The organism is Sphingobium abikonense NBRC 16140 (assembly GCF_001598335.1).
Taxonomy (GTDB): Bacteria; Pseudomonadota; Alphaproteobacteria; order Sphingomonadales; family Sphingomonadaceae; genus Sphingobium; species Sphingobium abikonense.
Genome location: NZ_BCYT01000002.1, coordinates 224,760 through 250,783 on the forward strand (window position 1 = coordinate 224,760; position 26,024 = coordinate 250,783).

Annotated in this window: 24 protein-coding genes and 1 tRNA gene; 12 read left to right on the top strand and 13 right to left on the bottom strand. The window is 64.3% G+C overall.

Annotated features, from left to right (window positions below):
• Nucleotides 1–3: 3 nt before the first annotated feature.
• From SAB01S_RS03170 to SAB01S_RS03180, 3 genes are all read right to left on the bottom strand, one after another.
• A complete protein-coding gene (locus tag SAB01S_RS03170) occupies nt 4–1,344 on the bottom strand; it encodes an RluA family pseudouridine synthase (RefSeq protein ID WP_062731666.1) in 1,341 nt (446 codons plus the stop codon).
• The gene (gene crcB, locus SAB01S_RS03175) at nt 1,341–1,739 is read right to left on the bottom strand and encodes a fluoride efflux transporter CrcB (RefSeq protein ID WP_062731667.1); all 399 of its coding nucleotides are present in this window, start codon (nt 1,737–1,739) and stop codon (nt 1,341–1,343) included. Before crcB ends, SAB01S_RS03170 begins: the two co-directional genes overlap by 4 nt.
• A gap of 120 nt (nt 1,740–1,859) precedes the next feature.
• Complete coding sequence (locus SAB01S_RS03180) at nt 1,860–4,679, bottom strand: TonB-dependent receptor (protein WP_062731668.1); 2,820 nt, start codon at nt 4,677–4,679, stop codon at nt 1,860–1,862.
• Nucleotides 4,680–4,894: 215 nt separating this feature from the next.
• Here SAB01S_RS03180 and SAB01S_RS03185 point away from each other — a divergent pair, with 215 nt between their 5' ends.
• Nucleotides 4,895–5,281: a PH domain-containing protein gene (locus tag SAB01S_RS03185; protein ID WP_062731780.1), complete on the top strand. Its 387-nt coding sequence runs from the start codon at nt 4,895–4,897 to the stop codon at nt 5,279–5,281.
• 144 nt (nt 5,282–5,425) lie between these two features.
• On the top strand, nt 5,426–6,127 hold the full coding sequence (locus SAB01S_RS03190; RefSeq protein ID WP_062731669.1) for a hypothetical protein: 702 nt from the start codon (nt 5,426–5,428) through the stop codon (nt 6,125–6,127).
• A 9-nt stretch (nt 6,128–6,136) separates the two neighbouring features.
• Here SAB01S_RS03190 and SAB01S_RS03195 read toward each other — a convergent pair whose 3' ends face one another.
• The 3 genes from SAB01S_RS03195 to rnd are packed head-to-tail and all read right to left on the bottom strand — an operon-like array spanning nt 6,137 to nt 8,032.
• On the bottom strand, nt 6,137–6,526 hold the full coding sequence (locus tag SAB01S_RS03195) for a nuclear transport factor 2 family protein (RefSeq protein WP_062731670.1): 390 nt from the start codon (nt 6,524–6,526) through the stop codon (nt 6,137–6,139).
• A 25-nt stretch (nt 6,527–6,551) separates the two neighbouring features.
• Complete coding sequence (locus SAB01S_RS03200; protein ID WP_439646653.1) at nt 6,552–6,854, bottom strand: I78 family peptidase inhibitor; 303 nt, start codon at nt 6,852–6,854, stop codon at nt 6,552–6,554.
• Nucleotides 6,855–6,865: 11 nt separating this feature from the next.
• On the bottom strand, nt 6,866–8,032 hold the full coding sequence (rnd, locus tag SAB01S_RS03205) for a ribonuclease D (RefSeq protein ID WP_062731783.1): 1,167 nt from the start codon (nt 8,030–8,032) through the stop codon (nt 6,866–6,868).
• Nucleotides 8,033–8,161: 129 nt separating this feature from the next.
• Here rnd and aspS point away from each other — a divergent pair, with 129 nt between their 5' ends.
• The 4 genes from aspS to SAB01S_RS03225 all read left to right on the top strand — a co-directional run bounded on the left by aspS (nt 8,162) and on the right by SAB01S_RS03225 (nt 12,545).
• Nucleotides 8,162–9,946: an aspartate--tRNA ligase gene (gene aspS, locus SAB01S_RS03210; protein WP_062731671.1), complete on the top strand. Its 1,785-nt coding sequence runs from the start codon at nt 8,162–8,164 to the stop codon at nt 9,944–9,946.
• Between the two features lie 141 nt (nt 9,947–10,087).
• A complete protein-coding gene (locus tag SAB01S_RS03215; protein ID WP_062731785.1) occupies nt 10,088–10,870 on the top strand; it encodes a polyphosphate kinase 2 family protein in 783 nt (260 codons plus the stop codon).
• An 89-nt stretch (nt 10,871–10,959) separates the two neighbouring features.
• Nucleotides 10,960–12,288, top strand: a complete 1,329-nt coding sequence (locus SAB01S_RS03220) for a methyl-accepting chemotaxis protein (RefSeq protein ID WP_062731786.1) — start codon at nt 10,960–10,962, stop codon at nt 12,286–12,288.
• Nucleotides 12,289–12,359: 71 nt separating this feature from the next.
• A complete protein-coding gene (locus SAB01S_RS03225) occupies nt 12,360–12,545 on the top strand; it encodes a hypothetical protein (protein WP_062731672.1) in 186 nt (61 codons plus the stop codon).
• 33 nt (nt 12,546–12,578) lie between these two features.
• Here SAB01S_RS03225 and SAB01S_RS03230 read toward each other — a convergent pair whose 3' ends face one another.
• Together SAB01S_RS03230 and SAB01S_RS03235 are read right to left on the bottom strand one after the other, a co-directional pair.
• Nucleotides 12,579–16,811, bottom strand: coding sequence for a translocation/assembly module TamB domain-containing protein (locus tag SAB01S_RS03230; protein ID WP_062731673.1), 4,233 nt, complete (start codon nt 16,809–16,811; stop codon nt 12,579–12,581).
• Nucleotides 16,811–18,907: an autotransporter assembly complex protein TamA gene (locus SAB01S_RS03235; protein ID WP_062731674.1), complete on the bottom strand. Its 2,097-nt coding sequence runs from the start codon at nt 18,905–18,907 to the stop codon at nt 16,811–16,813. Before SAB01S_RS03235 ends, SAB01S_RS03230 begins: the two co-directional genes overlap by 1 nt.
• A gap of 140 nt (nt 18,908–19,047) precedes the next feature.
• Between SAB01S_RS03235 and recJ the strand changes: the two genes are divergently transcribed.
• The 3 genes from recJ to ndk all read left to right on the top strand — a co-directional run bounded on the left by recJ (nt 19,048) and on the right by ndk (nt 21,978).
• Entirely contained in the window at nt 19,048–20,814 is a 1,767-nt protein-coding gene (gene recJ, locus SAB01S_RS03240) for a single-stranded-DNA-specific exonuclease RecJ (RefSeq protein ID WP_062731788.1), read from the top strand.
• A gap of 100 nt (nt 20,815–20,914) precedes the next feature.
• Nucleotides 20,915–20,989, top strand: a tRNA-Glu gene (locus SAB01S_RS03245).
• Between the two features lie 566 nt (nt 20,990–21,555).
• Complete coding sequence (ndk, locus tag SAB01S_RS03250) at nt 21,556–21,978, top strand: nucleoside-diphosphate kinase (RefSeq protein ID WP_021228840.1); 423 nt, start codon at nt 21,556–21,558, stop codon at nt 21,976–21,978.
• A 69-nt stretch (nt 21,979–22,047) separates the two neighbouring features.
• Here the strand turns inward: ndk and SAB01S_RS03255 are convergent, their stop codons facing one another.
• Nucleotides 22,048–22,710: a hypothetical protein gene (locus SAB01S_RS03255; protein WP_062731675.1), complete on the bottom strand. Its 663-nt coding sequence runs from the start codon at nt 22,708–22,710 to the stop codon at nt 22,048–22,050.
• A gap of 2 nt (nt 22,711–22,712) precedes the next feature.
• A complete protein-coding gene (locus SAB01S_RS03260; RefSeq protein WP_174525605.1) occupies nt 22,713–23,387 on the bottom strand; it encodes a glutathione S-transferase family protein in 675 nt (224 codons plus the stop codon).
• A gap of 141 nt (nt 23,388–23,528) precedes the next feature.
• Between SAB01S_RS03260 and SAB01S_RS03265 the strand changes: the two genes are divergently transcribed.
• The 3 genes from SAB01S_RS03265 to SAB01S_RS18365 are packed head-to-tail and all read left to right on the top strand — an operon-like array spanning nt 23,529 to nt 24,495.
• Nucleotides 23,529–24,116 carry a hypothetical protein gene (locus tag SAB01S_RS03265; protein WP_062731676.1) on the top strand — a complete coding sequence of 196 codons (588 nt, stop codon included), beginning with the start codon at nt 23,529–23,531 and terminating at the stop codon, nt 24,114–24,116.
• Nucleotides 24,113–24,322: a helix-turn-helix transcriptional regulator gene (locus SAB01S_RS03270; RefSeq protein ID WP_062731677.1), complete on the top strand. Its 210-nt coding sequence runs from the start codon at nt 24,113–24,115 to the stop codon at nt 24,320–24,322. Before SAB01S_RS03265 ends, SAB01S_RS03270 begins: the two co-directional genes overlap by 4 nt.
• Nucleotides 24,319–24,495, top strand: coding sequence for a hypothetical protein (locus SAB01S_RS18365; protein WP_157078258.1), 177 nt, complete (start codon nt 24,319–24,321; stop codon nt 24,493–24,495). Before SAB01S_RS03270 ends, SAB01S_RS18365 begins: the two co-directional genes overlap by 4 nt.
• A gap of 5 nt (nt 24,496–24,500) precedes the next feature.
• Here SAB01S_RS18365 and SAB01S_RS03275 read toward each other — a convergent pair whose 3' ends face one another.
• Genes SAB01S_RS03275 through SAB01S_RS03285 form a run of 3 tightly spaced genes read right to left on the bottom strand, consistent with a single transcriptional unit; the run spans nt 24,501 to nt 26,022 of the window.
• The gene (locus SAB01S_RS03275) at nt 24,501–24,866 is read right to left on the bottom strand and encodes a DsrE family protein (protein ID WP_062731678.1); all 366 of its coding nucleotides are present in this window, start codon (nt 24,864–24,866) and stop codon (nt 24,501–24,503) included.
• Complete coding sequence (locus tag SAB01S_RS03280) at nt 24,854–25,621, bottom strand: HesA/MoeB/ThiF family protein (RefSeq protein ID WP_062731679.1); 768 nt, start codon at nt 25,619–25,621, stop codon at nt 24,854–24,856. Before SAB01S_RS03280 ends, SAB01S_RS03275 begins: the two co-directional genes overlap by 13 nt.
• Nucleotides 25,618–26,022 (bottom strand): hypothetical protein, encoded by a 405-nt coding sequence (locus SAB01S_RS03285; RefSeq protein ID WP_062731680.1) that lies wholly within the window; start codon nt 26,020–26,022, stop codon nt 25,618–25,620. Before SAB01S_RS03285 ends, SAB01S_RS03280 begins: the two co-directional genes overlap by 4 nt.
• Between the last annotated feature and the right edge of the window lie 2 nt (nt 26,023–26,024).

A 26,024-nucleotide genomic window follows, 5' to 3' on the forward strand; every position in this document is an offset into this window, starting at 1 on the left:
GCCTCACCCCTTGCGCGTGCTGCCGCGCGCGCGCCGTTCGCCCTTGCGCCCCTTGCGATACTGTTTGGCGTGCTGCCGCGCGGCTTTCTTCTCGTCCTCGCGCGTGGGCGTCCGGTCGATCTCGTCGTCCAGCGGCATGTCGCCCAGCGCCAGATCGAACCCCAGTTCGTGCAGGCTGTTGGCGAAATGCGTTGGCAATTGTGCCGTCATGTCGACCCGCCCGCCATCGGGATGATCGACCCGGATGCGCCGGGCGTGCAGATGCATCTTGCGGCTGATCGTACCCGACAGAAAGGCGTCCTTGCCGCCATATTTGCCGTCGCCCACGATCGGGTGGCCGATCGCCGCCATATGCACGCGCAACTGATGCGTGCGACCGGTATAGGGTTGCAACTCGACCCAGGCGGCACGATTGCCCGCGCGTTCGATGACGCGATAGCGCGACCGGGCGGGCAGCCCTTCCTCCTCATCGACATGCATCTTCTCGCCACCGGTGCCGGGCTGCTTGGCGATCGGCAATTCGATCATCCCATCCTCGATCGAAGGCACGCCCATCACCAGCGCCCAATAGACTTTCCGCGCCGTGCGGCTGGAAAAGGCCTTGGCGAAATGCGCGGCGGCGCGGCTCGTGCGCGCCAGCAGCAGCGCGCCCGACGTGTCCTTGTCCAGCCGATGCACCAGCTTCGGGCGGGATTCGGCGTCGAACAGAAGTGCGTCGAGCAATTTGTCGACATGCTCGTCGGTCTTGGTTCCGCCCTGTGTCGCAAGGCCCGGCGGCTTGTTGATAACGATCGCCTGGGCGTCGCGGTGGATCACCATGTCCTGCGCGTAGCTGATTTCATCCGGCGTCAGGTCAACGACCCGGACACGCCTGGGTCGGTCGGCTACATCGGGCCTCTGTTCGGCTGGCGGCACCCGGATCATCTGGCCTTCGCTGATGCGGTCGCCCGGCGCGGCGCGCGCGCCATCGACGCGCAATTGCCCCGTGCGCGACCAGCGTGAAACCAGGTTGAAGCCGACATCGGGCAAATGCCGCTGGAACCAGCGATCCAGCCGGATGCCGTCATCATCCGCCGCGACGCGATATTGCCGCACGTCGAGCGACACGCCTCTTGCAGGATTGGGCTTGGCCGCATTGGGTTTTGCCGCGACCGCCGGCTTGGCGGCCGCGCTGCGGGCAGCGCCCGATTTCGCCGCCGCCGGCGTGCGGGGTTTGAACGCTGGCTTGTCGCCATCGCGGGTGCGCGCGCCCGTCGGCTTGCCGCGCGCCGCGGGCTTGCGGCCGTCCTTGGGATTGCCACCGCGCGCGGGCGGGCCGCTTTTGCCGGGAGGACGCCCCTTCATGCCGCAGCGCTCCGCATCAGCATCAGGCCCAGCCCCAGAGCGCAGACCGCGCCGGCAACCGACGCCAGCGCATATAGCAGCGCCATGGTCGCCTGGCCGCGCTCGATCATCAGCATCGTTTCCAGGCTGAAGGCGGAAAATGTGGTGAAGCCACCCAGCAGGCCGACGCCCAGCAACAGGCGCAGCGATTCGCCGCTCATCGGCCCGGTCGCGCCGCTTTCGCGCGTCAGCCATCCGGCCAGCAGACCCATGGCGAAGCCGCCGATCAGATTGGCGGCGAACGTGCCCCAGGGCCAGGTCGCGCCCGGCGTCAGATGCCCGGCCAGGCGGCCAAGCTGATAGCGCAGCGCCGCGCCAACCGCGCCGCCCCCCATCACGAGAAAGATATTGGTCATGCAGTTCGCCCTATAGCGAATCAGCCACAGGGGAAAGGACGCAATCGGGCCGGGCTGTCCGCCATGGACCCGCAGCACGACACGCGCTCCCCGGTCCTAACCGCCCTGGCCCTGATCCTTCTATCGCCGCCCGCCAAATGCCGGGGTGAACAATTTTCGAAACTGGATGGAGACACTGCGTCCCAAGGGGTCGAGATAGTCCTGCTGATAGCGCAGCGGGGTCATTCCGGTCGCATCGCGCACCTCTCGCCGCTGATTGAACATATTATCTATCCGTAATGAAATGCGTGATCCTTTGAGGAAGGGCATGGACTTCACAAGATTGGGCATCTGCCCCAGATTGGCGAACAGGCGCAGGTTCGCCGTTGCCAGGCTGCCAAATTCCAGCCGCGACGTGCCATTGAGCGCGCCATCGACATGGGTGCCGCTCTCCCAATCCACGCCCAGTCGCGCGCCGATCCCGTTGTTGGAATAGCCGACCCGCGCCTTGATCTCGTGACGCGGCTGCCCGCCCGATGACCCGGTGGCGTCGCCGTTCAGCAGGTCAAGCTCCGGCACGCCGGGCGCGATCAGGATACTCTCCTCCAGATGCCAAGTGTGATAAAGGCTGACGCTCAGCCGTCCGCCGCCATTGCCGCCGCCACGCCCGCGCCCGCCGCCGCCAAAGCCGCGACCTGGCCCTCCGCGATCGCCGCGCGCCTGTCCGCGGTCACTGCTTCCGGCACTTTCGTTCGACCTGTCCCGTTCGCCGTCGCCGCTTTGGCGTTCGCCATTTTGCGACCCGCCGCCCCGAGCGCGGTTGCCGCCAAAGGCCGCGCGCATTTCTTCCAGTTCCTTGGGGCGATCCTCGGGCCGCGATCCGCTCGCGCGCCACGCCTCGATCACTTTCTGGATATGCGATTTGAGCGGCACCGACAGGTCGAAACCCCAGCGCAACTGCTCGCTGCGCGATCGCAAAAAATTGATCGGCCGCGCATCCACCTGGATCAGCGCGCCATCCGCGTCGCGCAGGAAACGTTGCGGGAATGCAGCCTCCAGATCGGGCGTGGGCGTGGGGAAGGCGGCGATGGGATTGCTGGTCCGGCTGTTGAGATAGGTCGCGGTCAGCGTCAGGTTCGGCTTGTCGAACGGCTTGATGCGCGCGTTCAGGCGAAATTGATCGCGCACGCTTTCTTTCAGCGCCGCGTTGCCGCCCGACAATTGCGTCACGAATACGCTCTGCCCGGTGGCATAATCAAACACGGATACATTGGGCGTGGAAATCAGCGGATCGGTGATCTGCGCGCCCGTCGGCGCGGCGCGATCCTGATTGGCGGAGGCGAGTATCTGGACCGCCCTTATCGGTTGCCAGCGCAGGCCATAGCCCAAAGTGGACAAGGTGCCGAAGTCCGAAAGCTGTTGCGCCGCGACGTTCAGGTTGACGCCGATATCGCCGATGCCGCCCATTATGCCCTTGGATCGACTGGTCAATGGCACGTCCACGCTGATCTGCCCGCTGCCGGTTTCCCGGCTGTAGCTGGTGCTGCGCGCGACGCCGGACCGGACCGATCGGCTGTCAAATCCGTTCGCCGACGCGCCGAGGCGTATGGAGGTCATGACATCGCCGGCGGGCATCGCGAACAACGCGCCGCTCACCAGCAGATCGCCGGTCACGGCCTGGCTCTTGGCGCGCGCGGTATCGATGGTGCGGGCGGCGATCAGCCCCGGCGCGAAATCGCCGTAGGGGTTCACCGACGGATCGCCCGCACCCAAGGCGGCCTGTATGGCGTCGGTGTCGATGCCGCGATCGGTCCGGGTGCGGGTGATGGACAGGTCGCCATTGCCGGTAAAGGACCATTGCCATTTCCGGCTGATCTGGCCGTTGAGCGTCACGCCGATATGGCCGGTCGTGCCCCGGATCTGCTGCCCCAGTGCCCCGCCTTGCGCCAAATAGCGATACAGGGTGACGTCCTGCGCGAAGGGGGAGAAGGGCGATCCGGCGGCCAGGCCCAGCGTGGCGGTCGACAGCCCCTGAAGCGAATCATTTTCCGACAGCGCCAATCGCCCGTTGATCGTCGCCGACACGCCCCCCAGCGCCCGCGCCAACGTCGCGTTGGCGGAAAAATTCTCCGTCGCCGGGCTCAGCGTGCGATAGGGGGTCAGGTCAGGGACAGACGCGTTGTTCGCGCCTGCGACGAAATCGGTCAGGGATGGCGCAGCATTGGCGGCATTGGCTGGAGCGGCGGCAATGGAAACGGTCTGACCGACCAGCGCTGATAAAGCAGGGTCGATCTCTTCTCCATCGAGGGCCCCCGTGACATTCCCACCCAGCGCATAGGGGCGACGGGCCGGCGTGGTGATGATATCCCGCTCGCTCTCCAGCAGCCGCGCGGTGCGGCTATATTGCAGGTCCAGCGAAAAGCGGTTGTCGCCCCGGATGCGCAGCAGCCCTGCTTCGACTTCGCCACTGTCCCGGCCGCCCTCGGTTGTCGTTCCCAATTGCACGTCTGCCTTTTCGGACCGGAAACGCTGGCGCAGGACGACGTTGACGACTTTCTGCGTCGGCGCATAGCCATAGGACAAGGCAACCTGCTCGGGCAGTATGTCCACCCGGGCTACGGCTTCTGAGGGGATGTCGCGGATTTCCGAGAAGCTCGAAATCCGCTTGCCGTTCAACAGGATGATCGGCGACCCGTTGGTCTGCGGCTCTAGTTCGGTGATGAGTTCGGCGATCGACGTGACGCCCAGCGCCCTTATATCGGCCGACGACAATTTCTGCTCCGCTTCGATGTCGCCGATCACCGCGCCCCGTTCCGGTTGCCCGGTGACGATGATCTCCTCGCCTTCGTCTGCTTCGTCCTGCGGCGGGGTAGTCTGTTGTTCGACCCCCTGCGCCATCAGGGCGCCGGGCGCGGCGCCGGTCAGCAAAGGCAAAAGGATCAGATATGCGGATCGACGCACGAATACCCCCGGACAAATCGTTGAAGCTTTCATGGCCGGTCTAGGCGACATTTGTCGCAAGATTCTGGCATATGTCGGACAAATTTGTCGCAAAATGTAATGGCTTGGCTGAACACAGGCTTGCGCGGCGCCAAATGAGGCAAGGGGCCGTGCGCGTGCCGCTTGACGAGCGGCCAGGCCCCATGGTGAAAGACCGGACGATCGCGGGAGGCGGCATGAGCGACACCTGGCTATATGACGAGCATCCCGCGATGTTCCGGGCGCATCCGGTGCTGTTCCTGCTGCTGCTCATTTCCGTGGTCGGCATCCTCGCCATCGCTATCTGGTGGCTGATGCACAAGGGCGAGCGATTGGCGCTGTCCGACCGCGACGTGCTGATGGAAAAGGGGCTTTTGTCCAAGCAGCGGACCGAAATCGCGCTGTCGAGCATCCGGTCGGTGCGCATCACCCAGACGCTGGGACAGCGCATCTTTCGCGTCGGCCATGTCGAATTGTTCAGCGCGGGCGACTATGCCGAAATCGCGATCAAGAATATGCCGAACCCCGACCGGATCAGGGCAATCGCTGCGTCGCGGAACGTGGACCTGTTGCCCCAGCGATAGACTATTTCGCGCAGCCCCTTGACTTGCGCGCATATATTTCAACGATAGCGGCATCATGAAGCCGTCAGAGCTTCGACCGTGAGGACGCCATGTCAGGGAACCCTGGCCGCATTTGGGCGGGCAGGGCATTGAAGGGGTGTCGCCATGGTAGGCTTGCGAGTGATGCCGTCCTTGCCGGATCTGACGGCCGAGGAACGCGCGACCGTCCGCCATTCCTGCGGCTTCGCCTGCGTGCGGTGCGGTGTCACCATCTATCGCTATCTGCGCTTGCCCGACAGTCCCGGTGTGACTTTGTTCTGTCCCACCTGCCATGGCCTGGTGGAGGAAGGACGGCTGACGCCCACACAAGTCCATAGCTTTCACGCCAATCCAGTCGTGCGGCAGCGCCATTTCGCGCGCGATCGCCTGCCATTTTCCGCCGAACTGCCGCAATTGATCGTGGGCGGATCGCGGCTGCTGCGCGACACGCCTATCCCGATCACGCTGGACGGCGAACCGATCCTGATGTTCGCGCCGCCTCGCCGCACCAATGGCGCGACCCGCATCAGCGTGCGGCTGGGCAATGCCGATGGCGATGCGATGCAGGTGATCGACGGCAATGAATGGAAGCCATTGGACGGAAGCTGGCACTTCCTGCTGCGTGGCGATCGCTATTCGATGATGGCCGCGCGGGGCGACGGTCTGTGCGTGCTGCGCATCGTGGCGCGCAACCGGATCGCGGTCGAACATTTGCGCACCACCATCCGGGGACGACGGCTGGAAGTCACACCCGACTGGCTCGAGATCGACGGCAAGCGCCATGTCGATCGTATCGGCAGCGGCACCCTCATCGGCCTGGAACTGTGATCGCGCGGGTTACGCCAACGTGACGAAGATTTCCGCTTCGATCAGCCAGGACCCCGCCACGTCGCGCCATTTCGCGCAATAGCTGCCCGATGTGAGGATGCGGCCGTCCGCTGCGGCCGCCCCAGTCCAACGACCTTCTTCCATCGCGATCGGTTCGACCGGGGAAACGGTGATTCGATCCGGCGTGCGCGTGTAGACAAGGCGATCCGATGCCGCAAATTCCCGCTTCCATGCGGCAAGCTGCGCGCGCTTGCCCGCCAGAACCGCGCTATCAGATCCCGTCACCAGCATCACGTCGCGCGCGAGCAAGGGCTCGATCGCTTTCAGATTCGCTTCGGCCAATGCCCGATTGAAGGCGGCGCGCGCCATCCTGATGGCAAGATCGGCAGAGGCGGTCATCGAAGGACGCTGGCCACGCGGCGGCTTATCCGCAGCGAACGCTGGTAATCATCATTGCCTCGTCATAGCTGACGGTCAGCCGATCGGCCCGGAAATCCATCGTCATGGCCATGCCCGGCGCGCCCCAGCGCAGCGTCTTTGCGCCCGATGCCGCCAGCAATTGCGCGCCGACGTCGCCGCTTGCCTTCTGTCCGACGAACCGGTCCAGCCCTGCGTCGCGGCAAGGGCCATCCGTCATCGCGGGCGGCGGCGTTTGGAGACCGGAGCCATTGGCGCCGGCACAGCCCGTCAGGCCGGCGATCATCATTGCCGTCATTTCCCAGCGCATCGCCATGCCTCCTACTCGGTTCGCGTCATTTTCAGCCGCCCGCCCTTGACCGCAAAGGCGAGCCGGCCTTCGACCAGGTCAACCGCGTCGCGGCCAAATTGTTCATACCGCCAGCCTTCCAGGATCGACAGGCCTTCGCGCACGCCCGCCGCCAGCGCATCGATGTCGTCGCTGCGCGCGATCAGGCGGGCAGCCACGTCAATGTCGCGCGACCGGATCTTGAGCAGCAATTTCAGCAGGTCGGCGACCAGCGCGCCATCCTTGCCCAGGCCCGGCCGCTTGGGATCGCGTTCGGGCATTTCGTCGCGGTCCAGCGGCTGAGACACCTTGATCGCGCTCATCAGTCGCGCGCCGATGTCGTTGGTCTTCCAGGTGGCGGACAGGCCGCGCACCTTGCCCAGATCCTCCTGCGCGCGCGGCGGGTGGCTGGCGATATCGGCCAGCGTCTCGTCCTTGACGATGCGCCCGCGCGGCAAATTCTTGTCCTGCGCCTCCATTTCCCGCCAGGCGGCCAGCGCCTTCAGCCGGCCCAGCACATCGGCCTTGCGGCTGGCGATGCGCACGCGTTTCCACGCGTCGGCCGGGTCATTTTCATAATTGGACGGATCGCTGATCCGTTCCATTTCCTGGTCCAGCCAGTCGCCGCGCCCGGTCTTCTTCAATTCTTCCAGCATCTTGGGGAAGATTTTGATGAGATAGGTGACGTCGCCAATCGCATAGTCGATCTGCCGCTTGTCGAGCGGCCGGCGCGCCCAGTCAGTGAAGCGCGCGCCCTTGTCGAGCTGCACGCCCAGCCATGCGTCGACCAGATTGCCATAGCCAATCTGTTCGCCAAGGCCGAGCGCCATCGCCGCGATCTGCGTGTCGAACATCGGATGCGGGGTCTTGCCCGTCAGGTTGTGGACGATTTCAATGTCCTGCCCGCCGGCATGAAAGACCTTGAGCACGTCCTCATTGTTAACCAGCAGGTCGAGCAGCGGCGTCAGGTCGATGCCCGGCGCCTTGGGATCGATCGCCGCGGCCTCATGACTATCGGCGACCTGCACCAGACAAAGGTCGGGCCAATAGCTGTTTTCGCGCATGAACTCCGTGTCGACGGCGACATAGGGGGAATTCGCGATGCGGGCGCAAAAATCGGAAAGCGTCTTGCTCTCGGTAATCAGCGGATGAATTTGCATATGGTCTTCGATCTTATTATGGGCTGGCCCGCGTCCGGCGGGCTGGTCGAAAGGTCGACAAGGCAAGCCCATAGCCGGGCCGCAACAATTTGTCATTTCCGTAAAACGATTCTGAAAGATCAAAACGCCATGCATGCCTATCGCACCCACACCTGCGGCGCCCTGACCATCGCCGATGCCGGCAATGAGGTCCGCGTGTCGGGCTGGGTGCATCGCAAGCGCGACCATGGCGATCTGGTCTTCATCGACCTGCGCGATCATTATGGCATGGTGCAGATCGTGACCGAAGTGGACGGTCCGGTGTTCCAGGTGATCGAGGGGCTGCGCGCCGAAAGCGTCGTCACCGTGACCGGCAAGGTCGTTGCCCGCGCGAAGGAAGCAGTGAACCCCAACCTGCCGACCGGCGAGATCGAGATACGCGCGCTGGACGCGGCCGTCCTGTCCGCTGCCGCCGACCTGCCGCTGCCGGTTGCGGGCGAACAGGATTATCCCGAGGATATTCGCCTGCGCTACCGCTTCCTCGACCTGCGGCGCGAGACGCTGCATGCCAATATCGTCAAGCGCACCAAGATCATTTCCGACATGCGCCGCCGGATGGAAGGCGCGGGCTTCACCGAATATTCGACGCCGATCCTGACCGCCTCCTCGCCCGAGGGCGCGCGCGACTTTCTGGTGCCCAGCCGCATCCATCCCGGCAAATTCTACGCCCTGCCGCAGGCGCCCCAGCAATATAAGCAGCTGCTGATGGTCGCTGGCTTCGACCGCTATTTCCAGATCGCGCCCTGCTTCCGCGACGAAGACCCGCGCGCCGATCGCCTGCCCGGCGAATTCTATCAGCTCGACCTTGAAATGAGCTTCGTCCGCCAAGAAGACGTCTGGAACACGATGGAGCCGGTGATCGCGCAGGTGTTCGAAGCCTTTGCGGACGGCAAGCCCGTGACCCCGGCGGGCAGCTTCCCGCGCATCCCGCACGCCGAGGCGATGCTGAAATATGGCAGCGACAAGCCGGACCTGCGCAACCCCATCATCATCCAGGACGTGACCGATCATTTCGTCGGGTCAGGCTTTGGCATCTTCGCCAGCCTCGTCGATGGCGGCGCGCGCATCCGCGCCATTCCTGCACCGGGCGCAGGCGCGGGCAGCCGCAAATTCTTTGATGACATGAACGTCTGGGCGCGCGGCGAAGGCTATTCGGGCCTTGGCTATATCAACATCAAGGATGGCGTCCCCGGCGGCCCGATCGCCAAGAATCATGGGCCCGAAGCGACCGCGAAGCTAATCGCGGCGCTGGGCCTTGGCCCCAATGACGGCGTCTTCTTCGCCGCCGGCAAGGAAAGCCAGGCCGCCAAGCTCGCCGGACTCGCCCGCATCCGCGTTGGCGAGAGCCTAGACCTCATCGACAAGGACCGGTTCGAACTCTGCTGGATCGTCGATTTCCCCTTCTACGAATATGACGAGGAGACGAAGTCGATCGATTTCGCGCACAACCCCTTCTCGATGCCGCAGGGCGGGCTGGAGGCGCTGGAAAGCCAGGACCCGCTCACCATCAATGCCTATCAATATGACATGGTGTGCAACGGCTATGAGATCGCGTCGGGCTCGATCCGTAACCAGTCGCCCGACCTGATGGTCAAGGCCTTCGAACTGGTCGGCCTCAGCAAGGCGGACGTGGAGGAGCGCTTCGGCGGCCTCTATCGCGCCTTCCAATATGGCGCGCCGCCCCATGGCGGCATGGCGGCCGGTGTCGACCGCATCGTCATGCTGCTGTGCGGCGCACAGAATCTGCGCGAGATCACGCTGTTCCCGATGAACCAGCGCGCCGAAGACTTGCTGATGGGCGCACCCAGCGCGGCCGAGTTCAAGCAACTGCGCGAACTCCACGTCCGCGTGGTGGAGCCGCAGGCGAAGAATTAGGTCGGCCCCGTTCGCCCTGAGTAGCCCCTGAGCTTGCCGAAGGGGTGTATCGAAGGGCATGGTGCGCCCAGTGCTTCGATACGGGCCTTCGACATGCTCAGACCCTACTCAGCACGAACGGATGTTGAGAGGGATATGCGCATGACCATCGACCTGTCCGACCACGAAAAGGGCAAGAAATATAAGGGCGACTATGACGCCGATCTGGCCGCGCTTCAGGAGCGACTGGCCAAGATTCAGGTCGCGCATATCGTCCACGATCGGCGCAGCGTCATCCTGCTGGAAGGATGGGACGCGGCGGGCAAGGGCGGCATCATCAAGCGGATGACCGCCGACTGGGACCCGCGCTATTATCAGGTGCATCCGATCGCCGCGCCGACGGAGGTGGAGCGCGACCATCATTTCCTCTGGCGTTTCTGGACGCGCCTGCCCGCGGGCCGCAACATCGCGATCTTCGACCGCAGCTGGTATGGCCGCGTGCTGGTCGAGCGGGTCGAAGGCTATTGCGACAAGGCAGACTGGAAGCGCGCCTATGACGAGATCAACGCCTTCGAACGGCAGCAGATCGACGCGGGCGCCAACCTCGTCAAACTGTTCGTCCACATTACCCAGGAAACGCAGGACGAACAACTCGCCCAGCGTCTCGACACGCCGTGGAAGCGGTGGAAGACGGGTGCCGACGATTATCGCAATCGGGCGCGGCGCGACGATTATCTGAACGCGATGCACGACATGTTCGGCAAGACGGACCGGAAAGATGCGCCCTGGCATGTCATCGACAATAACCACCGAAAGGCCGGACGCATCGCGGCGCTCACCTATGTCGCCGATCGCCTTGAAAAGCTGGTGCCGATGGACTTCCCCGACGCCGATCCTGCCGTGGTCGAACTTGCGCGCGAGGCGTTCGGCTACCGGAAGACATGACAGGAAAAGACTTAGAAAACAATTGCTTGTAATATAAATGTAACTTTAGCCTAACTGCGCTTTTACGATTGCGGTCTATGGTGTCGGGCATGACCGTTGCCGTGCTGCCCTTTTCCTCGCCCTCTCCGGCATCCTTGCTGGCTCCAGTCGACATCCACTTGGCGGCGAGCGGGCCGTCGGTGCGCCTGGACTGTCCCCTGAGCGAGGCGGTGGATCATTTCCAGCGGGATTCCGCGCTTCGGCTCCTGCCGGTGCTCGACATGGCCGATCGACCCGTTGGCGCGATTTATGAGCGCGACATGCGCCGCATCCTCTTCAATCCCTTCGGCCATGCCCTGCTCCGCAATCCCAGCTTCGGCGGCTGCCTGAATGACCATGTCCGTCCCTGCGCGAGCGCGGATCGGGCGACGGACGTGGAAACGCTCGTCGATCTTTTCGCCGCGCAGGGGGAGGGATGCGAAGGATTGATCGTTACCGATGGCGGGGTATTTGCCGGAGTGCTCGGCGGGTCGCTGCTGCTGCGGCTGACGGCGCAGCGTGATGCGCGCGTCGCCGTCGCGCGAGCGGAACGCATTGAAAAAATCGCGCAGGAAAGCGCCGATTTCCGGACCGATGTCGAACGATTGATCGCGGATCTGGTTATCATGGCCGATCAGTTGGCGACTCTCGCTGGTGAGGCGACAGAGCGGGCGGCGCTGGATGATGCCGACGCGGCCGCGATGGCGGTGGCGGCTGTTCAGACCGCCGACCGGCTGGCGGGCATCTCGACGGGGGGCGCGGACCTTGGCGCAATATTCGCTGCGATGGAGGCCGAAACGCGCGACGCTGGAGAGGCGATAAGGGACGCGGTGGCGCGCAGCCGTTCTGGAGCCGCTCGAAGCGAGGCGTTGGCGCAGGAGGCCGAGGATATCGGCACCGTGGTCGCCATGATCGACACGATCGCGCGGGCCACCAGCATGCTGGCGCTCAATGCCAGTATAGAGGCGGCGCGCGCCGGCGCTGCCGGGGAGGGCTTTGCTGTCGTGGCCAGAGAGGTGCAGTCCCTTGCCGCCCAAACGCGCGATGCGGCCGGGCAGATTTCGGGGAAGATCGACCATTTTCGCGGTGCGATCAGGGAGGTCGCCGCCGGCCACGTTCATATGGACACCGCCATGGCGCGCGTGAAACATCTTTCAGCGGCAGTCTTCGATGCGGTGGCCCGGCAGAGCGCCTTCAGCCTGACCATTTCTGAAAGCGTCGCCGAAGCCGCGCTGTCGAGCGACCATATCCGCACAGGCGCACGGCAGATCAGCGACAATGCGTCGGGCCGGGCACAGGCGGCGCGCCTGATGCGCGATGTCGCCGGGCGGCTTGCGGAGGAGGCGCATCGGCTGGAGGACCGGGCGGGCGGGTTCATCACCGCGATCCGGGCGGCCTGATCGCGACCCACTGGCGCGATCTAGCGAAACCGCTACTCTGCGTCTCCCATAGAAAAAAGGAGAGGCATGTCATGCTCGTCATGTTCGTCGGTACAGACCGCACGCAGACCGCGGTCAATCCCGCGCAGGTCACATTCGTCACCCAGGTCAGCGACGGCACCCGCATCCGCTTTGGCGAGGGGCGCAGCGTTACCGTGACGGAACCGATCGCCGCGGTGCTCGACAGCCTGAACCAGGCGTTGCGACCGCACGACTAGCGAAGGGGAGGGAGGGGCGCTGCCCGCCCTCCCTCAATAATCCTTCGAGTAGCGCAGGTTCGCGGATGACCCTGCGTTGGTGCCCGTCTTCGACAGCAGGCTCAGCGTCTTGGACAGAGCGATTTCCAGTTGGGTCGCGGTGAAGCCCTTGGAGTCAGTAATGACCTCCACATAGATATTGTTGGAGATATGCTGGCCAACCGCCAGACTGGTGCCGCGCCCCGTCGCCTCATCTCCGCCCACGATGCCAATCCGGTCGAGGCCGGTCGCGCCCTGCAGCTTGCCCATCGGGTTGAGGCCACCGCTGCCACCCCGCAAGCCGTTCAGAGCCGCCGCCAGTTGCACCGCCTGGATTGGTGACAGATTGGCGACATTGTCGCCAAAGAGGATGCGAGACAGGATTTCGTCCTGCGGCAACGTCGGCGTGGAAATGAAGCTGATATCGGGCTGCTGCGCGCTGCCCGTGACGCGGATGCCCGCCGTCACCGTATCAATCCGCGTTTCAGCAGTGATTTGGAGCGTTGGGTTCGTCATCGGGCCATTGAAGCTGATCAGGCCCTGTTCCAATTCGAACTGATGGCCCGAGAAGCTGTAGCGGCCGCGGATCACCTCGACCTGGCCGACGACGCGCGGATTGGTCGCCGTTCCGGTGACGCGCATGTTCGTCTTCCATTCGGAATCCAGTCCCATGCCGGTCACGTAGATTTCGTTGTCGGCCCGGACGCGAATGTCCAGCTTCCACGGTTTGGGGGCAGCGGCCGCCTTGCGATCGGCCAGGCGCTGGTCGAGGAGATCAGTCCCTTCGCCCTTGCGCCGCACACCCGTCAGCTGGCGGATTTCCGTGCCACCCTGCCAGGCGACGCGGTAGCGCGTTTCGGGCAGGCGCAGGTCGCCCTTGATCAGGCCGCCATTGGCCGCGCTGTTTGTGATGTTGAGCGTTCCGCTGACGACGCTGGCGATCGCCTCGCTGCGCGCCAGACGGGCGCGGTCCAGCTTGATCGCGATGTTCATCGGGAAACCGCTGTCCGCCGCCAGCCCAACATCGCCGCTCGCCTGCACCGTGCCATCGCCAGCGCGCCCGGAAAAGTCACGAATTTCCAGATGATCGTTCGTGAAGCGGCCATCGAGCCGCATCTGCGTCACGCGGGTGCCGAAGCTCTCATTCTCGTACGTCAGGCTGTTGGCGCGCACCACGCCATTGAGTCGCGGGTCGCTCAGGCGGCCGTTGAAATCGGCCGCGACGGCCAAGCCACCGGTCAACTGCTGATCGGCCAGACCCGCAAAGGAAAACAGCACATCGGCCGGACCCGAATAGCGAATGCCTCCGCCCAACGGCGCATTCTGCAACTGCTCCGTCCAGGATGCGCCGGCCCCCGGAGGCGCCAGCGTGGCCACGAAGCGACCAAGAGTCGTGCCGCCGCGACGGATGAGGCCGCGCATATCGCCGCCTGCCGATGACAGCTTGCCTTCGACGTTCATCGATACCGGGTCCGACACCGCGGTCAGGCTGGACCGGCGGAAATCGTTGATGGCCAGCCGCGTGGTCGCGGTCGGGAAGGCATTGCCGGTCTGGCTGTAATCCAGAGTGCCGGTGGCGCGCCCGCTGATGCCCAGGCCAGGTGCAGCCATATTGGCGATGGCGAGGTCGAAATCCTTGAAGCGCGCCTGCATCGCGGTAGTGCCGCCGAACCGGCCGGCAAGGTCAACCTTTCCCTGCGGCAGCACCAGCGTGACCGGCTCCAGCCTATATCCGCCGCTTTCCGACCGGATGATCGCCGGTTGTGCCAGGCGGAAATCAATATTGGCGGCCTTCCCCTGGAGGGCGACGGCATAAAGATCAGGGCGCAGCGCCACGTTGACCGCGACCGAGAAGGGGACGCCGCTGGAGCCATCGGCGACCAGCTGCGCCTTGCCGCGTCCACCCTGATAATCGAGCTTGGCGCGGGCCTTGCGCACGACATAGTCGCCATAGGCGGCATTGCCGATCTGCGCGTCGGCGCGGATCTGCGGCTGGTCGGCGAGCAGGACCGAGGCATTAACGATGGCGCGGCCGATGATGATGTCGGCCTCACCGGGCAATTTGGCGTTGGTCGCGTTGGCGTTCACGTCCACGCCCTGCACCTTGCCGACCGCTGCCAGACGAACGGCGCCAGTGATGCCGGACCCGTTCATGTCGAGCCGTCCGGTAAAAGGTCCGGCCGCACTTTGCTGGATGCGACCGTTCATATCGACCCCGGCGAAGCGGGCGCGGGTGACGTCGATGGTCAGCGGGCCCTGCGCCGTGCGGATAAGGACATTGGCGAAGAAGGGACCATAGGGGGATCCGCCGGTCGCCTCCAGCCGGTAGCCGGCAGCTTCGCCGTTCAGCTTCGCCACCACATCGGTCAATTGCACGCCGACATTGGGGCGCGCGGCGCGCAGCACCGCCTGCGGCCGGTCCACCGTCCCGCGCACGGTCAGCGCCAACGGGCCATATTGCTTTGAGGAAGCGGTGGCATCGAAGGCGATCTGCCCATCGGTGTCATAGCTGCCGGAGCCGGACTGGATGGTGAAATTGGGCGCCGCACCCTTAAGGCCAGCCAAAGTGAACTTGCCCTCGGGCGTCATGCCGATCCGCCCTGACACCACGGCATTGCCACCCAGAAAATCCCGGACCGATGCGTTGTCCCAGTGCGCCGTGCGCACGCCGAACCGGCCGGACAGGCCAAAGCCGCCCTTGGGTCCTGGCACCAGTTCGACATCGGTGTTCAAATTGACGATGCCAACGCCATCGATCCGATAGTCATTGACGCGGCCTTTGAGGCCGCCGCGATAAATGGCGTTGTCCAGGTCGGCGAGCACGATCGCCGTTGCGTCGACCTTGTCACTGTCGATCTTGAGATTGTCGCTGATCAGCTTGCCTGCGGCATAGGCGAAATCGCCCTTGACCCGCAGATTCTGAAGCAGGCCGCCGGCGGCGGCGTTGAGGCCGGTCACGCGACTTGCGGTGGCGTTCACGGGAATGCGGATGCGATCGGCGTCGATCACCGCGCGGCCGCTGGCCTTCAAATTCTCGATACCGGTCGCGTCGAAGGCAATGCTCCTGGCGGTGATGTCATAGTCGATGAACGGCGTCGCCATCGGCCCATCCAGGACGATGGATGCGCGCACGTCCCGCCCCTTGACCTTTTCCATGATCGCACCGGGCGTCAGCAGCGCGGCATTGATCCGAAGCTCGCCGAATTTACTTTGGGCAAGGTCGACCAGACCTTGAATATCGGCGGTCATGGCCGATGACCGCACCGATCCCTTGAGATTGACCTTGCGCTCATCAAGACCCGCGAACAGGTCCACGTCCAGCTGCGGCGCGGTCAGCCGATCGACAGTGCCGGCAAAGACCAGTCCGGGGCGCAGCGGGCCCCTGGCGGTGAAATTGCCCTCACGCGCCGCCAGCGCGATGTTCGCCAGTTCACCCTTGGGCGACGTCGCGACGATCCGCCCGTCCCACGCCTGCCAGCTACCCTTACCGTCCAGCGTGGCGGTCATGCCATCGGTCAGGCCGGACATGGCGGCGATGACGCCGCCTCTGGGCGCGGTCAGCGTGCCGCTCATGGCCAGGCGGTTTTGGTCGGGCACGGCGTCCAGCTTCGCCTGCAAACGGTCGCCGCTGTCGACCAGTGCGCTGGCCTCCAGCTGGGCACGGCCATCGGCGATATGGGTGACAGCGTCGATCGCGATTTCCCGCTTTTGGCCGATCACCGGCTTGGCGAGCACGAACTTGTCGATCTTCAGCCTGTCCACGTCGATGTCGAGGTCAGGCAGGATCGGCGCGTTGGGATCGCTTTCGGTGACGTTGAATTGCGGGCTGCGCGCCAGCACGACCAAGGGGGTTTCCAGCAGGCTGACGGAAATATGATTATTGACGTAGCGAAAGGGCTTCCACACGACATGGACGCGCGGGGACGCGGCAAATACGCCCTTGGGATCGCGCAGGATAAGGTCATGGATGACCATGTCGCTGTAGATCGACCCGTCGATCCGGCCGACCTCAATCTGCATGCCCGATTCAAGCTGAAGCGCCGCAATCTGCTTGATCAGGAATTTCTTTCCAGGCTGGGTGTTGAGCCCGAGCAGCAGGACGCCGACCAGCAGGATGAAACCGACCAGCATGCCAGCAACGCCAATGGCGATCTTTTGCCACAGCGGCCGCTTTTCGCGCACGACGATGGTTTCCGCAGGCGTCTCAGCCACTTCCGGAGCGAGAGGAGGGGTGTCGTCCTGTGCCATCAGAAAGCCTGCCCAATGCCGATATAGATGGCGAATTTGGATTCACCCGGTTGCCGGTTGATCGGCATGGCGATGTCGGCACGGAACGGGCCGAAATTGGTATAGAAGCGCCCACCCACGCCGACGCCGTAACGCATATCGGAAAATTGGGGGATCGAGCTTTCATAGACTTGGCCAGCATCGACAAAGGCGACGACGCCATAATTGCCGAAGCGATAGCGCCCTTCGACCGCGAATTCATTGACGGACCGCCCGCCGATCGGATCGTTGTTGACGTCCTTGGGCCCAAGTTCCTGATAGCCAAAGCCGCGGACCGATCCGCCGCCGCCGGCATAGACGCGCCGCGATGGCGCCACATCGTCGCGGTCGACGCCGCTGATCGTGCCCAGCCGCGTGCGCGCCGCGATGACCAGGCTGTCGGACACCGGATAGTAGCCCGAAAGATCGAACGTGGCGCGCAGATAGGGCGAGAAATTGCCCTGTAATGACCCTTCCGGTTCGGCGCGCAGATTGGCGCGGAACCCCTTGGTCGGATTGAGCAGGTCATTGGACCGGTCATAGCCGATCTGGAGCGGCAGGCCGCCGATGAAATAGGTGCGCCGCGTCTTTTCCGCCGTGGTCGGGTCGATCACGACCTGTTCGTTGGTCAGCAGGATTTCCGCGCCGTAGCTGTAAGTCCAGCGTTTCTGGAAGATCGGCGTCGATTGCCGCGCCCAGCCGATGTTGATGCCGGCGGTATAGGCTTCATAGGCATCATAATTCTGGTGATTGAGCGTGATGCCGGTCTGGAAGGTCTTGTCCCGCTTGCCGGCGTTGGAGCGGCGAAATGTCGCCGATGCGCCCTGTTCCTGCGTGCCGGCGATCGCCCCAAGAATGAGCGCGCCTTCGGGCGGAAACAGGTTGCGATGCGTCCAGGTGCCTTCAGCGCGAAAGCCCTGGCCCGTCCCGTAGCCCGCTTCACCGGCCAGCGTGCGCGGCGGGCCGGCATCCTGTTCGACATGCAGGTCGACATATTCGGTGCCGTCAGGCCCCGGTTCGCCCGTGCGGACGGGATCCACCGCCACGCTGGAGAATAATCCAGTCGCCACCAGCGCCTTGCGCAGGTCATCGACCTTGCGACTGTCATAGAGTTCGCCGGGCTTGTACCGCTTGATTACTTCCATATGATCCGCGCCGAACGCCTGATCCTCACCACTGGTGGTGATCTTGCGGAAACTGGCGCGCGGGCCGGTTTCCACCGGCAGCGTGTAGGCGCCCGTAACGGTCGCGGGATCAAGCAATATGTCGCGCTGCCCCACTTCGACGAAGGGATAGCCCTTTTCGGGCAGCTTGAGCGCGACATTGGCCTCCGCTCCCTCGACATTGGCGGCAATGATGTAATCGCCGGTTTTGAGCGGCAGGCTGTCACGCACCAGTCCGGGCGGCACCGTTGGCTTGGCGTTGATGACAATGTCGCCGATCTTGTAGCGCTTGCCCGGCGTCACCGACACGACGGCGGTCAATGCCCCATCGCTGCCCTGATCCAGGCTGGCGATCGCCGTCCCGTCATAATAGCCCTGAGAATAGAGCAGGCGCACGGCAAGATCCTGATCCGCTTCGGCGCGCTGCTGCACCATCGTTGCCGTATCGGCTTTCCCATCGCCATCGAACAGAGCCGACTCGGCGCGGAATTCGTCCTCCAGTCCGGTCTTCCCGAAGCCTTCGACCCGGGTCGCGTAGCGGACGTCGGGCAGTTCGGCATTGGGATCGTCCTGCGTCGCTTCATTGGCTGGAACCGTCACGCTACCCAGGGGAGGCAGGGGCTGCGCAAGTTCCTGTTCTTCCGCCGGGTCGACGGCAGGCGGCAGTTCCGCGGGCACGGCGGATTGAGCCGGCATCTGCTGGTCGATCCAACTGTCGATCGAAGGCAGGGGCGCATTGGGATCGCTGCCTTCGATCTTGGGCAAGCGCGCCTCGAACTGCGCATCGGGCAAAATGGGTTCTTCGGTGTCTGTTTGTGAGGCGGGGGCGGTCTGGGCAAGCAGGGGAAGGGGAGATGCGGTCAACAGCAGGAGGCCCAACATGCGCTGGACATGAAATGCCTGTCGTCTCGTCATTGTCGTGCGTCGCCCCTTTTGCGCCACGCCCGTTATGACGTCCGGCAAAGATTACATACGCCCAACAGGTTGCAACGGTTCCGCCTGCGACATGATTCCCGCCACTTTCCATGGGGCTTGCGGGCGGCTACAGGCTTTTCATGACATTTGCGCTCAATATTTCGCGTTCCCTGTCCGGGCAGCCTTGGCGCTGGCGCGGGGCGGGGGCCGACACGCGCGAGCCTGCCTGTCTCCCCGACGATCTGGTCACGCAATTGCTGCTGGCGCGCGGTTGCACCCGCGAGGGGCTGGATGTGCACCGCAATCCGACGATCCGCGGCTTCATGCCCGATCCCAGCCTGTTCCGCGACATGGACGTGGCGGCCGGACGCCTGGCCGATGCGGTGGAGCGTCAGGAAGATGTGCGCATCTTCGGTGATTATGACGTCGATGGCGCAACCAGCGCGGCGTTGTTGATCCGGTTGCTGCGCGACTTGGGGCTGAGCGCGCGTCCCTATATTCCCGACCGGTTGATGGAGGGATATGGCCCATCGGGCGAGGCGCTCGTTCGCCTGGCTGGCGAAGGGGCAAGCCTGATCATCACCGTCGATTGCGGCGCGCAGGCGTTCGAGGCGCTGGCGATGGCCAAGGCCGCCGGCGTCGATGTCGTGGTGGTGGATCACCACAAATGCGCCAGCCAGTTGCCCGAGGCGTTTGCGCTGGTGAACCCCAATAGACTGGACGAACATCCCGAAGCGGCGCTGCACGGACATCTGGCGGCGGTCGGCGTGGCATTCCTGCTGGGCGCGCGCTTGTTGAAGACGCTGGACGACAGGGGCTGGTTTGCGAACCGCAACAAGCCCAATCTGCTCGACTTGCTGGATATCGTTGCACTGGGCACCGTAGCGGATGTGGCGCAGCTGAAGGGGCTTAACCGCGCCTTCGTTGCGCAGGGGCTCAAGGTGATGGGCAAGCGCCGCAATATCGGGCTGGCCGCGTTGATCGACGCCAGCCGGTTGACGCGCGCGCCGTTGTGCCATGACCTTGGCTTTGCGCTCGGCCCGCGCATCAATGCGGGCGGCCGGGTGGGGCAGGCGGATCTGGGCGTCCGGCTGCTGACGACCGAGGACCCCGCGGAAGCGGCGCAGATCGCGGCGCAGCTCGACCAGTATAATGAGGAACGGCGCGCGATCGAATCGACGGTGCAGGAGCAGGCAGAGGCTTTGCTTGCAGCCCAGGGGAACAGAGCCGTCGCAGTGATCGCGGGTGCCGGCTGGCACCCCGGCGTCATCGGCATCGTCGCAGGTCGGATTAAGGAGAAAGCCGGGCAACCCGCGATCGTGATTGCGCTGGACGACGCGGGCGTCGGCAAGGGGTCGGGCCGTTCGATTTCCGGCGTTGACCTGGGCGCGGCGGTGCTGGCCGCAAAGGATAGCGGGTTGCTGGTCGCGGGCGGTGGGCACGCGATGGCGGCGGGGCTGACCGTGGCGGCGGACCGCATCGACGCGCTGGCGGATTATCTGGACGACCGGCTCTCGGCAGCCGTGGCAAAGGCGCGGGACGATCGCGCCCTGCTCATTGACGCGGTCCTTGCGCCCACCGGAGTCAACCCGGACTTTGTTGCGGCGCTCGACCAGGGTGGCCCTTATGGTGCGGGTTGGCCCGCTCCGCTCATTGCGGCCGGCCCGATGCGCGTCATCAAGGCCGACGTGGTGGGCAATGGTCATCTGCGCGCGATTATGGCCGGCGATGATGGCCGTTCGATCAAGACGATCGCGTTTCGGCGCGCGGAAACCGAACTGGGCCAGGCGATCCTTGCCGCGCCGCGTGACCGACGGCTCTGGGTTGCGGGCAAGGCCAAGATTGACGACTGGGGTAGCCGCCCTGCTGCCGAACTCCATTTGGAGGACGCTGCCTGGGCGGATTGAGGCAGATTGCAATTTTCTTGGCGTTTAGGGGTTGACCCTTTTTCCGTCCCCGCCTAATTGCGCCCTCGCTTCGCAGCGCTGCCTGGCAGCACTGCTGAACGGCCCCTTCGTCTAGCGGTTAGGACGCGGCCCTTTCACGGCTGAAACACGGGTTCGATTCCCGTAGGGGTCACCACCTTCATTTTACATGCGGTTGCGGGTTGTCTCCTTTCGGGGAAAGCGGCTTGTTGCTCTCTATGCTTCGCGGCACCTTCCCCGATAGATCGGCTAAAGACTTTTCAATGAAGGCCGGTCCGAAGTGATTGCCGCGAGCATTGCGGTTGCGTCTTGCGCACGCCGATCAGCAACATACCGCTCTAGAGCTGTCATTGATTGATTCCCCTTATGGGTTTACTTTAGAGAAGCCTTCCCGTGCCGCTTGCACAAGGCAGGCTGAAAATGGCAGCTGGGTCCCGGGAACCGCCCGTCGCAACCCTTCCTCTTTCCGTCATTCCCGCGATCCAAAGGGCTGTCAGGGGGCGGTGCGGCAACCCCTTTCGTTAACCTCCCCATTTGCAACGCCGGGGGAAATATCCGCGCGTTCGCAGGAATGACAGGGATATGAAATGGCCATTCCTACCCCAGCCTTTTCAATCCGCCAAAACCGCGGCTGTCCTATGCAAAGTCCCGCCCCTCTTGCAGCCCGCGCCGCCCGCGTCTAAAGGGCGCGCAACTTTCCAACAATCCGGAGTTCCGAGGGCCATGGCCGTCACGCGCACCTTTTCGATCATCAAGCCCGACGCGACCCGTCGCAACCTGACCGGAGCGGTCACCAAGAAGCTGGAAGATGCTGGCCTGCGTGTCGTCGCTTCCAAGCGTATCCGCATGAGCCGCGAACAGGCCGAGGGCTTTTACGCCGTCCACAAGGAACGCCCCTTCTTCGCTGACCTGGTCGCCTTCATGATCTCCGGCCCGGTGGTCGTGCAGGTGCTGGAAGGCGAGGACGCCGTGAAGCGCAACCGCGACATCATGGGCGCCACCAACCCCGCCAACGCCGACGAAGGCACGATCCGGAAGGATTATGCCGAATCGATCGAAGCCAATTCGGTCCATGGGTCGGACAGCGAGGAAAATGCCGCGATCGAAATCGCCTATTTCTTCAAGCCCGAAGAAATCGTCGGCTGATCGACGCCTGGCCCGATCGGGATGAACAGGGGGCTGCCGCAAGGTGGCCCCTTTTTCATGGGCGCGCGGTTATTGGGCGGACCGCCCCGCCGGCATCCTCGCCCAACGCCGATCCAGCGCCTTTTGCGCGCCCGCGACCGTGACGGCATTCACCAGCGATAGACCCCGCAGGCTCAACCGATGCCCCGCCAGCCAGCGGCCGGTAATGCCATAGCCAATGTCGTAGAGCGCCGCGCTCTCATGCGGTTCACCGTCGATAACGAAGCGAGTGATGATCGCCACGGGCAGCTTTTCGTCGCCTACGCTGTCATCGGGCAGCTTCGCCTGCTCGCGCGCGCGCTTCAGGGGATTGGCGAACCAGTCCGCCTCGATGCGCGGCTCGCCGGTGGTATCGACCGGCGTCAGCTCCAGCGCCTTGGGAAACAGGATGGTCTGGCTCTGCACGACTTGGCGGGGGTCGGTCGGGCGCAGGCGAATGCGGTCGCCCTCGACCGAATCGGCGTGCAGCACCAGCCCCGCCGCGCGGACGGACGCCGCCTGGCTTTCCGCCGCCTTTTCGGCGCGCCGGTCCTGCTTGTCCGACCAGTTGATATAGAGCGTCATCGCCGAGATCGTCACCGCCAGCACCGCGATGCCTTCGCCCAGCGTGATCCAGCGCCGCCTGATCGCGGCAGCTTCCTTGGCGCGCGCTTCCTTGGCCGTTTCGTCGGTCGTCTCCGATTCGTCGGTCATCGTCACACCGTCTGCGGCGGGCCTTCGAAACGGTCGATGACCCAATCCTCCGCCTGCGCGCCGCCGATCCATTCCTGCATCCAGGGATGAGCGATGATCGCCTGCATATAGCCTTGGGCGAAACGGGCGACGGGCAACTGATAGGTGATGAAGCGAGTCACGACCGGCGCGAACATGATGTCGGCTGCGCCAAATTCACCGAACAGGAAGTCGCCTTCGCCGCCGTAGCGCGCGCGCGCCTGCGCCCATAACTCCATGATACGCGCTATATCCTGTGCGACGCCATCCGATGGCGGGACGGGATCGTAGATCTGGCGGATGTTCATGCTGTGCTCGCGGCGTAGCGCGGCAAAGCTGCTGTGCATCTCCGCCGCCATCGACCGGGCCATGGCGCGTGGCGCGGGGTTCGCCGGCCAGAACCGGTCGCCGCTGCTCTTTTCATTCAGATATTCGACGATGGCCAGGCTGTCCCACACGACGATGTCGTCGCCATCCCACAATATCGGCACCTTGCCCGACGACGGCGCGAATTCGTCGCCTTCGCGCCGCTTCTCCCATGCCTGGTCATAGAGCGGCACCACCACTTCTTCAAAAGGGAGGCCCGACAATTTGCACGCCAGCCAGCCGCGCAGCGACCAGCTGGAATAGGCCTTGTTGCCGATAAAGAGCTTCATCATGCGCCCTTCTTAGCGCCCTGTCCGGACCCAAGTCGAGCAGGAAGACGGTGGGCAGGTCAGCGACAGGAATGTCAACCATCCTTGACAAGCCGTCTTGAGGCATGTCAATGACACTTTACATTATGTCAAAGGAGCTTTGCCATGACGCCTGTTTCCGATCGGTCACGCCACCCCATCCTGCTCTGGTGCCTCGCCTTCTGCGGCGCGATGATCGTCGCTGGGCTGGTCATCCACAAATTCGACCTGGGTTGGGCCGGGACGCTGGCAGTCATGCTGACGGCGACCGGGATGACCATCCCGATCGTCCGGGCGGCGGAGCGGTCGGCGCGGGTCGAAGGCAATCTGTCGCCTGCAATGCGGCGCTATAATCGCCGGATGGTGGCGGGCAGCCTTTTCTACACGCTGGGTCTGTTCCTGGCGGTCTATGCCTATAAAAACTGGGCCCCGGCCGGCGCGGTGCTGTGGGGTCTAGCCCTGTTGCCGGCCCTTGGCGCCTTGGCGATGGTGTTTGCCATGGCGCGGCTGCTGATTGAGGAGAAGGATGAATATCTGCGCCTCAAACTGGCGCAGTCCGCACTGTTCGGCACCGGGGCCTTGCTGGTTCTCGCGACGGTCTGGGGATTTCTCGAACAATTCCGGCTCGTCCCCCATGTCCCCGCCTGGGCCGCCATTCCCGTTTTCGTCATCGCCATCGGCGTGTCGCGTTGCCTGACCTGGGCGCGGGCATGAAGAACCGGCTCAAGCTGCTGCGGGCCGAGCGCGACTGGAGTCAGGGCGAACTGGCCACCCGGCTCGGCATTTCACGCCAGAGCGTCAACGCGATCGAAACCGGTAAATATGATCCCTCGCTCCCGCTCGCCTTTCGCATCGCCGACTTGTTTGCATTGCGCATTGAGGATATTTTCCTGCGCGACGAAGAAGGAGCGGGGGAATGAGGCTGGTGCGCGCCAGTGCGGCGATCCTGATGTGCCTTGCCGCCCTATGGGGCGCGGCGCATGTCGGCGTGCTGCCGTCGGCGCTGGGCTGGCGCGCCGACGCCGTATCGGCCGGACCCGTCGCCCATGCCCGGCCGCCGCGTTTCCATTGGCGCCTGCCGGTCCTGCGTTGATCGCGTCAGGCGAAGACCAGCCGCTCATCCTCGTTCAGCTTCTGCAGCAGGGCGATCGGCCCGGTGACGTCGGTCCCTGCTGGAAGGTCAGCGATGCTCACGTCCGCCAGGCTCATCCCGCTCTGACAGGCGCTCAATTGGACGCCAAGCGAACGTGCCTCTTCCAGCAAATCCTTGAGCGGCGGGAGTCCTGCCGCCTCATGCCCGGCGTCGCGCGGCGCTGCGACAGGGGAACGGAGCAGAGCGACAGCATCCAGTTGCAGGAATATTCGCGCCGCCCCGCCCAGCGCCGCCTGCGCCGCCGCCAGCATCAGCGCGCCACGAAAACGCTCCGGGTCCGGCGTCGCGACGATGATGGTCAGGGCGCGCATATTTCCATCGCGCACCCCAAGCAGGCCGGATCCTTGGCGACGTCCAGAGTGCGAAAACGCATCGTCAGAAGATCCGCGATCAGCAGCTTGCCCGCCATGTCGGTTCCGAACGGCACAAGCGCACGGATCGTCTCCAGTGCCGCCAGGCTGCCGATCGTGCCGGTCAGCGCGCCGATGACGCCGGTTTCGGCGCAATTGCGTTCCGGCGCGTCCTGCGGATCACCCACCAAGCAACGATAGCAGGGTTTGTCCGCCTCCCATCCCCGATAGGTCGCGATCTGTCCTTCAAACGGGCCAACGGCCGCCGACACCAGCGGGATGCGCAACCGCTGCGCGAAGTTAGCCACGGTCAGGCGGGTCGCGAAATTGTCGCTTCCGTCCAGCACTACATCAGCGTCGCGCAGCATCAATCCGGCATTGTCGGCATTGATCCGCGTGTTGATGGGGATCAGCTTGACGTCGGGGTTGATCCGCGTCACCGCCGCCATCGCCGCTTCGGCTTTAGGCGTGCCTATATCGTCCGTGCCAAACAACACCTGTCGTTGCAGATTGGACAAGGCAACGGCGTCATCGTCGATCACGCGGATCGTGCCGACGCCCGCAGCCGCCAGATACAGGATTGCGGGGCTGCCGATCCCGCCTGCGCCGATCACGGCCACGTCCGCGCCCAGCAGCCGCATCTGTCCAGCGCCCCCAATTTCTCGCAGCACGATATGCCGGGCGTAACGGTCCAGTTTCGCGTCGGTCAGCGTCACGGCGCGTCCGACCAGAGGAAACGCACCTGCGATCGCATCCACTGCGGCTCGGCCGACCCGCTCTTGGGGAAGGATCCGCGCAGCGATCCCAAAATGCGATTGCTGATAAACTGCTCAACCTCGGGACAGTGCGCATTGACCGGGGCGACCTGCAAAGGCTTACCGTCCCCCGAGAGCAGGAACAGCATGTCGATTTCCAGCAGGTTGGACCCCTCAAAGGGCACCGCGCCAGAACATTTCCCCTTGCGGTATTGCCGCGCCACATCCTCGGACCAGCGCGGCGAAATTTTCCGCCCCAGCCATCCTTCGATCACCGGCACCTGGCTCAACTCCTGCGGCATTGGCGGCATCGCGGCCGGTGCGGGCGTCGCCGCCAACATCAGGGAAAGCAGGATGGTCATGG